The sequence below is a fragment of the Kineosphaera limosa NBRC 100340 genome (assembly GCF_000298215.1).
GTDB classification, from domain to species: Bacteria; Actinomycetota; Actinomycetes; order Actinomycetales; family Dermatophilaceae; genus Kineosphaera; species Kineosphaera limosa.
On sequence record NZ_BAHD01000036.1, the window covers coordinates 1 to 10272 of the forward strand.

Genomic DNA, 10272 nt, shown 5'->3' on the forward strand with positions numbered 1-10272 from the left:
CGGCATCCCGCTCAGCAGCATCCTCATCGCAGCCAGCCGCACCACAACGAGACTTCGCCAAGTAGGAACGAGGAGACACGCTGTAGACGAGGCATGCCGTGCCACGCCGCACTCGGCAGGCGGGAGCGATCGTCAGGCGCCGCACTCGGCAGGCTGCGCACTCGGCACGACCAGGTGGATGCGCGCCGGCGCGCCGGACCTCAGGGGCGCTGCGTACAGTCGGCAGACATGTCCCGCACGCACCGAGCCGCCACGCTCGCCGACGTCGCCGCCGAGGCCGGTGTCTCGCTGGCCACGGCGTCGCGCGCGTTCAACGGCAGCACACGCACCGTGGGCGCCGAACTCGCGGAGCGCGTGTTCGCCGCGGCGAAACGGCTCGACTACGCGCCCAATGCGCAGGCGCAGGCGATGGTGCGCGGCCGGACGAACACCCTCGGGCTCGTCGTGCACGACATCGCCGACCCCTACTTCTCGGCGATCGCGGCCGGGGTGTCGCGCGCGGCCGACACCGAAGGCATGGTGACGCTGCTGCTCACGACGCTGGGCCGACAGGAGGGCTGGGCCCGCGACCTCACGCTGATGCGCAGCCAGCGGGTGCGGGCGGCGATCCTCGTCGGCAGCATGCGCGAGGACCCGCAGGAGCTCGAGGCGTCCCGCGCGGCAGTGCGCGCCTACGAGGAGTCCGGCGGCCGTGTCGTCGCGATCACCCAGCCGCAGCTGCCCGCAGACACGATCGTCGTCGACAACCACGAGGGCGCTCGGCTGCTCGCCACCGACCTCGCTGAGTGCGGCTACCGGCGCTTCGCGGTGCTCACCGGTCCGCCGCAGCTACTGACAGCCGGCGACCGCAGCCGCGGCTTCCGCGACGGCGCACTGGCCGCCGACCTACCCGAACCCGTTACCGTCGCAGGCGACTTCACCCGCGACGGCGGCTACGCGGCGATGTCGGAGCTACTCGACCGGATCGACGAGCAGGCAGCCGACATCGACTGCGTCTTCGCCGCCAACGACGTGATGGCCGTGGGCGCGATGGCCGCCTGTCGGGCCCGGGGGGTGCGGGTGCCGCACGATCTCGCGCTCGCCGGCTTCGACGACATCCCGACCCTGCGCGATCACTCCCCGGCGCTGACGACCGTCCGCCTGCCGCTGGAGCAGATGGGCGAGCAGGCCCTGCGGCTGGTGCTCGAGCCTGCCGCCGACGAGCCACGACACCCCCGCGTCAGCGGCGAGGTGCTCCTGCGAGAGAGCACCCCGCCCCGACGCGCACGGTCCGGCTAGTTAGGGCCGGTCCTCGATCATCACGAGGTCGGTGCCGCGCAGGGTGTAGAGGCGACCGGACTCGTCGTTGTTCACATGGCAGCCGCTGTACCAGCCCCCGTTGAGCTCCGGCACGACGACCGTCATCGCGAACGACGTGGGGTTGAAGCGCATCAGCGTGGTGTCGGAGGCCACGTAGACGTGTCCGCGATTGACGATCATCGAGGACCACTGCGGGCAGACCGCGCCGTGATCGGCGGTGTGCACGATCTTGCGCGTGTCCAGGTCGATGACGAAGAAGCCACCCTTGAGGGCCATCCCGTACAGGTGCTTTCCGACGACCGCCAACGAGCCGACGCCGAAGGCCTGCTTGGTCTCCAGGCGCCACAACTCCTTGCCCTTGGCCGGGTCGAAGGCCACGACGGTGCCGCGCGGACCGGTGGCCTGCGCGTTGTCACCACCCAGGTAGGCCGTGCCGCGCCGGGTCGCCACGGCGCGCACGAGCTGGACGTCGTCGATGGGGTTGTCGAAGTGGGCGCTGCGCTTGGAGGCGGGGTCGAACGTCCACAGCGCCCCGCCGCCCTCGGTGTCCGCCTGCACGGCGACGAGCAGGCGCCGCCGCACCGGATCCCAGCACGTGTCCAGCGGTCGGTTCTGCGCGGAGGGGAACGCGGCCGCCTGTCGCGGCGCCCGTCGGCTGCGCGGATCGTAGGTCCAGATCCCCTGGCCGCTGTACTGCCCGGTGTAGAGCACGCCGCGCAGCACCTCGGCATCCTTCATCTCCCCCGGCGCGGGCAGATACTCCGTGCGGCCGTGGCGGCGCATCGAGTGCCGCGCGATCGTGTTGTTGCCGCCGACGTAGACATACCCGCCGCCGGCCGCGATCCCCATGGCCGACTGCGCCCCGCCTTCGGCGCCGACGTCGTGCAGGTCGACGATCGTGGACTTCTTGGTCCGCGGGTCGATGTGCGCGATGAAACCGAAGCCCGAGGCGACGATCACCGAGCCCTTGTGCGTCCCGATCCCCCAGACCTCCCCGAGGGTCGGGCCGTCGAAGTCCACCTTCGTGACCTTCGCGTCCTTGGTCGAGATCGACTCCAGCGTGTTCGCCGTCGCGTAGTAGACGGTCTCGCCGTCGGCGGCGTAGGTCTTGCTGAACTGCTCGGAGAGGGTGGCCAGCTGGTACTTCGAGGGGTCCGCGAGGTCGATGACGGCGATCTTGGCGTCCTGGCCGGTGGCGGCAGTGCCGGCCACGAGCCGGTCGCCGACGACCGCCATCTCGCGGATGCTCGGGTCGACGAGCATTTCCTTGGGGGTGATGTTCGCGAAGGTGCGGGCCGCGCGATCGTAGGCGAAGAGCGAGGCGCGACTCGTCCCGGAGCCGCCGCCCAACTGGCTGCCGGCGCCGAAGAAGACCGTCGTGGCGGTCGCGGCGACCGCGCGGGCCGTGGTCGCCGCTTCGTCCGGGGTTCCGAGGTTGGTGATCTGCTTCGTCGCCGGGTCGAACTGCCACAGCGCCGGAGGCGTTGAGCTGCCGCTGCCGACCGCGAACGCGGTGCCGTCGGGCGCGACGGCCATGTCCCGCACGTCGCGATCGCCTATCTCGCCCAGCGCCTCAGCCGGTCGGCTGCGGTCCGACAGATCCCAGCGATACAGGTTGGCCGCGCCGGTGGTGTTGGCCAGCATCCCGATGTAGAGGTACCGCCCCGACGGGTCGGCGGCCATCGCCTGAATGGCGTACCCGGTGGGGATGTCGGTGCGCCCGACGATCTTGCGGGCAACGACGTCGTAGGCCAGCACCCTGGCGGGCAGGATGTTGCGGGAACCGATGTACAGGATGTCGCCCGCGAGCACCGCACTCATGAGGGAGAACCGGACCAGCGCCGGGCCCAGCGACGTCACCTTGGCCCTCCCACCCGGCCGCGGTGCTGCGGCGGCCGGCTCCGCTCCCGCCAGGGAGCCCAGTCCGGCCGCCAAGCCCAGAGCGCCGGTGGCCTGGAGCATCGTGCGTCGGGTCAGGGTCCTGACCCCCGGGTGGGTGGCTGTCGAGTTCGTCTCCATTGACTGTTCCTCTGCGCTTCGGTGGGGGGATTCCGGTGCGGTCGTGCGGTCCAGCTCGCCGGAGCCGCTCCGCTCCCAGGGGCCGTCGGCGGCGGTCAGCGGCACCGGCGGCCCGGGATCAGGCGGAGTGGTTGGGCGAGCTGGTTCAGGCGGACTGGTTCAGCAGTTCGCGCTGGACGGGGCTGGTGAAGCCCAGTCCGGCGCCGTAGCGCTCCAACTCGTCGAGAGCGTGATCGACGAGGCGAGCCAGCTCGCCGCCGAGGGAGCCGGCGATGTGCGGGGTGAGCAGCACGTTCGGCAGGTCGTACAGGGGCGACTCGGCGGGCAGCACCTCCGGCTCGGTGACGTCGATGACGGCGTGCAGCCGCCCCGACACCAGCTCGGCGGTCAGCGCGTCGGTGTCGACGAGCGCCCCGCGGGCCGTGTTGATGAGTACCGAACCGGTGCGCATGAGGCCCAGTCGGCGCTCATCGATGAGGTGCCGCGTCTGCGGCAGATCCGGAGCGTGCAACGAGACCGTGTCGCTGCGTGCCACCAGCTCGTCGAGCTCGACGAGCTCGACGCCCAGGCGCCGCGCCTCCGCCGCATCGACATACGGGTCACTGAGCAGCACGCGCATATCGAACGGCCGCAGCAGCTCGATGACCCGCCGGCCGATCCGCGAGGCGCCGACGATGCCGACGACGCGCCCGTAGTTGCCGAGCGACTCGAACTGCGCCGCCCAGGGCAGCGTGCCGCGCTCCTGCCGGTACAGCCGACTCGTCTCCAACACACGTTTCTGTGCAAAGAGGATGGCCGCGAGCGTGTACTCGCCGACGGGGATCGCGTTCTCCTCCACCGCGGAGGAGACGACGAGGCCGCGCTCCCAGCAGGCGTCGGACACGAGGTGCTTGACCGAGCCGGCGGTGTGGATGACCGCCCGTAGCCGCGGCATCCGGGCGAGGATCTCCGGGCCCAGGTGGGGGGTGCCCCACCCGGTGAGCAGCACCTCGACGTCGGCCAGATCGGGGGCCGAGACGATGTCCTGCACCACGGCGAGCGGGTCGAGCCCGTCGGGCGTGGCGACCAGACCCCGCAGGCGGGCCTCGACGCCCGGGGAGGAGAACTCCTCCCAGACCGTCGGGGCCATCGCCAGAAGGGTGCGCGGCCGGTGGGCCGTGCGGGCTTGCGTCGCAGGGGTGGGTTGCGTCGACTGCTTGGTTCGGCTCAATCCAATGCACCCGCCGTCATGCCCGAGCGCCAGAAGCGCTGCAACGTCATGAACAGGAGGACGAGCGGCACGATCGAGATGAGCGAGCCGGTGATCGCCAGCAGGTAGTCATCCGGATTGCCCTGGCTCAAGGCCGTCGTGTTCCACACGTACAGACCGAGGTTCACGGGGTAGAGCTTGGGGTCCGAGAGCATGACCAGCGGCAGGAAGAAGCTGTTCCAGATCGCGGTGAACTGGAAGAGCAGGATCGTGACGAAGCCGGGACGCAGGATCGGCAGCGCGACCGAGAAGAACGTCCGCATTTCGCTGGCGCCGTCGACGCGGGCGGCGTCGATGAGCGCGTCGGGCACGTTCGCCGCGCTGAAGATGCGGGCGAGGTAGACGCCGAACGGGAAGACGAGTCCGGGCAGGAAGACCCCGAGGTAGGTGTCCGTCAGCCCGATCTTCGAGGCCAGCAGGTACGTCGGCAGCGCGAGCGCCGTCGCCGGGATCATGACGCCGACCAGGACGAGCCCGAAGAGCTTCTCCTTGCCGCCGAAGTCGTACTTGTCGAAGGCGTAGCCGGCCATCACCGCGAGCAGCGCGGCCAGGAGCGCCCCACCGCCGGCGTAGCCGATGGTGTTGAGCATCCAGCGCAGGTAGATGCCGTCCTGCGTCTGGAACAGGTAGGTGATGTTCGACCAGAGGTGGAACTCGTTGCCGAAGGCAAAACCGTTGGTGCCGAAGAGATCCGTGAGGTTCTTCGTCGAGGCGATGAACAGCCACAGCGCCGGGAGCAGCGCGTAGGCGACGGCGACGAGCAAGACGATGTTGGCGATCGTGCTGCCCAGCCACGCCGGCTGGTTACGGCGCCGGCGCTTGGGCGCCGAGAGCCGTTCCATGTTCAAGACGCGCACACCGTGGGCGTTACGGGCCTCGCCGGCGTCGTTCGTTGTCGCGTTGGCGTCCATGCGGGTTCCGATGACCGGTGGAGTCGTGCTCATGACTCACTCCTGTTGCCGAGGCGCATGACGGCGAACGAGAGGCCGCCGGCGACGAGCGCGATGATGATGGAGGCAGCGGCCGCCAGGCCGTAGTCGTTGCGGTCGAAGGCGACGCTCTGCAGGAACATGTTGGGTGTCCACGAGCTGGTGATCGCCGCGGAGGCCTGGTCGAGGATCTTCGGCTCGGTGAACAGCTGCACGCCACCGATGCTGGTGAACAGCGCGGCCATGACGACCGCGGGTCGGATGAGCGGCAGCTTGATCTGCAGTGCCACCTGCCAGCGCTTGGCTCCGTCGATGACGGCGGCCTCGAGCACCTCCTTGGGGACCGCTTGGAGTGCGGCGTAGAAGATGACGATGTTGTAGCCGAGCCACTGCCAGATCGCGATGTTGACGACTGCCGCGATCGGGTTGGTCGTGGCCGGACCGCCACCACCGCCTCCGCCGAGCCAGGCGATGACCGGGCTCAGGCCGGGCGTGTAGAGGTAGAGCCAGATGAGCGCCGCGATGAGGGCGGGAACGGCGTGGGGCAGGAAGAGCGCGAGTTGCGCGAACTGCCGGCCCCACACCAGCCCGGAGTCGAGGATCAGTGCGAGCACGATGGCCAGACCGATGAGCAGCGGCACGTAGAAGACGATGTAGGTGCCGATGACCCCGAAGCCGCGCTGGAAGGCCTGGTCGGTGAGGGCCGAGACGTAGTTGCCGAGGCCGACGAAGGTGCGCTCCACGCCGCCGAAGCCGAGGCCGGACGTCTGCTCACTGAAGAGGCTGAGCCACAGTGAGTAGGCGAGCGGCGCGAGCGTGACAGCACAGAAGAGTGTGAGGAACGGGGCGATGAACAGTCCTGCGGCGCGCCGTTGCCGCCGGACGAGAGGCATAGTCATCGCTGGTGCCTCAGTTCGCTACCGTCAGGCCGCGCGACTGCATCGCGCGGACCGTCTCGGCCTGCACGTCGGCCACGATCCCAGGCAGGTTGCCCGAGCCGGTGCTGACCTGGCCGAGCCGGTCGATGATCGCCTTGTCGGTGACCGACATCGTCGGGCCCCACGACCAGTCGGGGCTCACGGCGTCGTAGCTGCTCTTGCCGACCGCGAAGATGTCCTGGCCGCCGAAGTACTCGGTCGGGAACGACTTCTTGGCCACGTCGAGCAGCTCCGGAGAGGCGGGGAACATGCTGCTCGTGCCCGAGCCGTACCAGGCGGCGATGCCCTCCGGGTCAGTGGTAATCCACTGGATGAACTTGTTGGCGGCCGCCGGGTTCTTCGCGCCCTTGGGCACGATGAAGGAGGAGCCACCCCACATTGCGGAGGCGGGCTTGCCGTCCCGCGTGGGCAACTCCGCGACGGCCCACTTGCCGCTCTGGTCCGGGACCGTGCTCTGCAGGCCGCCGGCGCACCAGCTGGCGCAGACGTAGCCGACCGTCTCGTTCTTCTGCACGCTTTGCCAGAACTCGTCGACGTAGAGCGGGTAGGTGTTGACAAGCTTCTCGCTGACGAGGTCCTGCCAGTAGGCGGCGACCTTCTTCGTCGGCTCGCTGTCGATGCCGACCTTCCACGACTCGCCCTCGGTGTCGAACCAGCGGGCGCCGGCCTGCCAGGAGAGGTCGGTGAGAATGTTGGCGTCGCCGGTGAGGAAGACGCCGGCGCGCGACTTGGGCTCCAGCTCCTTGACCTTGGTGGTGAGGGTCTTGTACTCGTCCCAGGTCTTGGCGGGGGTCAGGCCGTGCTTGTCAAAGATGTCTTTGCGGTAGTAGTACATCATCGGCGCGGCGTCGCGCGGGACACCCCACGTCTTGCCGCCGAGGGTGACGAGCGAGCGGATGGACTCGGGGAAGGTCTTCTCGACGAGCTCACCGGAGGCCTCGGTGAGGTCCTGCGCGGCACCCAGGCTGACGATCTCCGGCAGGCGGGTGTACTCGGCGACCGCGACGTCGGGGACGGCGCCGGACTTCACGGCGTTCGAGAGCTTCGCGTAGTAGTCGGGGCCGCCGGCCTGGGTCTCGAAGCGGACCTTGATGTCGGGGTGGGCCTTGGCGAACGCCTCCGCGACCGAGTCCGAGCCCTTGACGAAGGACCAGAAGACGACCTCTCCCTTCGCGTCGTCGGCCTGCGCGGTCGAGCCGCCGGCCGGGGAGGAACCGCAGGCCGAGAGGCCAACTGCGATCGCCATCAGTGCTGCTGCCGGTGCCGCGCCCTTGCGCCACGTGCTCATGTCGTGCTCCTTCGTCGGGGTGATGCCCAGTGGTCCTGCTGTGGTTAAGTGACATCAATCGGTATCACTCGATGAGCTGTCAAGAGGATCGAGTGAAGATCTTGCGAAAACCCGGTTGTTAAGTGATATCGTTTCTGTCATGACTCCCGAGAGCGACGACAGACTGCCGATGTCGGCCGACGAACGCCACCGCGCGATCCTGGCGCGGGTCGAGGCGGACGGGACGGTCAGCGTCCGCGAGTTGGCCGAGTCCCTGGGCGTCGCCGCCGTCACCTTGCGCGTCGACGTGCGCGAGCTGGCGCGTCGCGGACTGGTGAACCGCGTGCACGGCGCCGTGACCCGGGTCGCCCCGGCGGCCCGGATGCCGTCCGCGGCCAGCGCACCTGAGGCGAGCCTCGGGTGGGCCAACGGACCGTCCGTGGCCTCAGTCGCACCATTCCCCGCTTCCGCCAGCACGGCATCCGCCCTGTCGGGGACGCTGTCGCACCTGCCTGTCGCCGAGTCGCCGGCAGCGGTCGCGGGCTCCGTCGCCGGGTCGGTCGCCGGGTCGGTCGCCGGGTTGGGTGACGGGGCAGCGGGGCGCACGATCGGGATGGTCGTGCCGCACGCGTCGTATTACTACCCGACCGTTGTCCGCGGGGCGCGGGAGGTGGCCGATGCGCTCGGCGCTCGGCTCGTGCTCGGGGTCTCGCAGAACGACGTCAAGGAGGAGCGCGCCCTCGTGCGTCGCCTCCTGGACTCCGGGGTCGACGGGCTCGTCGTCGCGACCCGACTGGACCCGCAGCGCTCGCCTGAGACGCAGAGCTGGCTGCGCTCGATCCCGGTGCCGGTCGTCCTCGTCGAGCGACGGGCCGGCTGGGAGTCCGGCACCGTCGAGCACGTCGCGACGGACCACGAGCGCGGCGCCTACGACGCGATCGCGCACTTGGCGGCGCTCGGGCACCGACAGATCGGCCTCGTGCAACTCGCCACCATCACGGCCCCGCGCCTGCGCACCGGGTACGAGGCAGCCCTGGCGGGGCTCGGCCTGACGAGGCCGGAGGGCTTTCCGCAGGAGATCACCGACGAGAGCCCGGCGGAGTTGGAGCGGATCGCCGAAGCCGTGACCCGAAAGGTGCGCGAAGGCTCCCTCGACGCGCTCCTGGTGCACCATGACGCGGTCGCCTTGCCGCTGGTCAGTCACCTGCGTCGGCTAGACGTCGACGTGCCCGGCGACCTGGCGGTCGTCGCCTACGACGACGAGCTCGCGGCCCTGGGCGACCCGCCACTGACGGCGGTCGCGCCCCCGCGGGAGGGGGTGGGGGCGACCGCCGTGTGGACGCTCATCGAGCGCCTCAGGGAGCCGAGCGCTCCGGGGCGGCACGTGCTGCTGCGGCCCACCCTCAACGTCCGTCAGAGCTGCGGCGCCGAGCGCGCCGTCGCTGATCACAGGCCCGCGGACGGCGACGGCTCGCCCCCCGCGCCGTTTCCGTCCGGAGAGTCGGCAGCCCCCGACGCGCCCCAGCAGAGAGTCGGTTCATGAACGCCAACCAGGCCGTTGACCTCGCCCCCGAGCAGCACGCCACTGAGCAGCACGCCTCCGAGCAGCGCGCCTCGCAGGATCAGGCCGCGCGAGGGGTGGACGGATGGCTCCCTCGACTCGGCCTGTGTTCGGTGACGTTGCGTCGCCTGCCCGCGGTCGAGGTCATCGAAGTCGCCCGCGCGGCCCGACTGCACCGGATCGAATGGGGAGCCGACGTGCACGCCCCTCCGGGGACGTCCGCGCAGGTCCAGCAAGGGCTGGTCGAACTCGGCGCGCGGACGCGCGAGGCCGGCTTGGCCGTCGCCTCCTACGGCAGCTACTGGCGTGCCGGAGTCTCGCCGCGCGCCGACATCGTCGACGTCGTCGAGGGGGCAGTGGCGCTGGGTGCGCCGCGGATTCGCGTGTGGGCGGCCGACATCGGCACCGCGCAGGCGAGCGCGGAGCTCTGGGAGGCGACCGTGCGCGCACTGCGCGAGGCCTGCGGGATCGCCGGCGACCGGGGCGTGCACCTCGCCCTGGAGTTTCACCCCGACACCCTGACCGACACCGTGGACTCGACGCTCGAACTGCTGGAGCGCGTCGGCGACGATCGCCTGCGCACGTACTGGCAGCCACGCCTCGACGAACAGGTCGAACCCGCGATCGCCGGGCTCGATCGCCTGGCACCCGCCCTGGCGGGAGTCCACGTCTTCTCCTGGTGGCCCGCGGCCCATCGCCTCCGGTTGGCCGAGCGAGCGGACCTCTGGGCGGCCGTCACCGACTACCTCGTCGCCCACTGCCCGCCGCAAGACCTGCTGCTGGAGTTCGTCCCCGATGACGACCCCGCCCTCGTCGCGGCCGAGACCGCCGTTCTGCACGACCTCGTCACGATGGCCGGGCACCGCGCTGCCCCCTTCGTCTAGCCTCACCAGCCGGGCGGCCAACCGAACGCGTCCGGCGCACAGCCCCCACGCTCGGCGCAACGGGCAACATCCTGCACCCCCCACCTAGCACCGCGGAGCCAGCGAGACTGGGGCGGCAGAGCGGAG

General features: G+C 70.3%; 8 protein-coding genes. 3 read left to right on the forward strand and 5 right to left on the reverse strand.

Annotation, left to right across the window (positions count from 1 at the left end; all coding sequences use genetic code 11):
- Positions 1–228: 228 nt before the first annotated feature.
- Positions 229–1278 (forward strand): LacI family DNA-binding transcriptional regulator, encoded by a 1050-nt coding sequence (locus tag KILIM_RS11735; RefSeq protein ID WP_006592906.1) that lies wholly within the window; start codon positions 229–231, stop codon positions 1276–1278.
- Here KILIM_RS11735 and KILIM_RS11740 read toward each other — a convergent pair whose 3' ends face one another.
- From KILIM_RS11740 to KILIM_RS11760, 5 genes are all read right to left on the reverse strand, one after another.
- The gene (locus tag KILIM_RS11740; protein WP_006592907.1) at positions 1279–3318 is read right to left on the reverse strand and encodes an outer membrane protein assembly factor BamB family protein; all 2040 of its coding nucleotides are present in this window, start codon (positions 3316–3318) and stop codon (positions 1279–1281) included. It lies immediately after the preceding gene.
- Positions 3319–3463: 145 nt separating this feature from the next.
- Complete coding sequence (locus tag KILIM_RS11745; protein WP_051988767.1) at positions 3464–4447, reverse strand: hydroxyacid dehydrogenase; 984 nt, start codon at positions 4445–4447, stop codon at positions 3464–3466.
- 77 nt (positions 4448–4524) lie between these two features.
- Positions 4525–5511, reverse strand: coding sequence for a carbohydrate ABC transporter permease (locus KILIM_RS11750; RefSeq protein WP_006592909.1), 987 nt, complete (start codon positions 5509–5511; stop codon positions 4525–4527).
- Positions 5508–6395 (reverse strand): carbohydrate ABC transporter permease, encoded by an 888-nt coding sequence (locus KILIM_RS11755; RefSeq protein WP_006592910.1) that lies wholly within the window; start codon positions 6393–6395, stop codon positions 5508–5510. Before KILIM_RS11755 ends, KILIM_RS11750 begins: the two co-directional genes overlap by 4 nt.
- A 10-nt stretch (positions 6396–6405) precedes the next feature.
- The gene (locus KILIM_RS11760) at positions 6406–7722 is read right to left on the reverse strand and encodes an ABC transporter substrate-binding protein (protein WP_006592911.1); all 1317 of its coding nucleotides are present in this window, start codon (positions 7720–7722) and stop codon (positions 6406–6408) included.
- 139 nt (positions 7723–7861) lie between these two features.
- Between KILIM_RS11760 and KILIM_RS11765 the strand changes: the two genes are divergently transcribed.
- Together KILIM_RS11765 and KILIM_RS11770 are read left to right on the forward strand one after the other, a co-directional pair.
- Positions 7862–9244, forward strand: coding sequence for a substrate-binding domain-containing protein (locus KILIM_RS11765; protein ID WP_006592912.1), 1383 nt, complete (start codon positions 7862–7864; stop codon positions 9242–9244).
- Positions 9241–10146, forward strand: coding sequence for a sugar phosphate isomerase/epimerase family protein (locus tag KILIM_RS11770; protein ID WP_006592913.1), 906 nt, complete (start codon positions 9241–9243; stop codon positions 10144–10146). Before KILIM_RS11765 ends, KILIM_RS11770 begins: the two co-directional genes overlap by 4 nt.
- Positions 10147–10272: the final 126 nt, after the last annotated feature.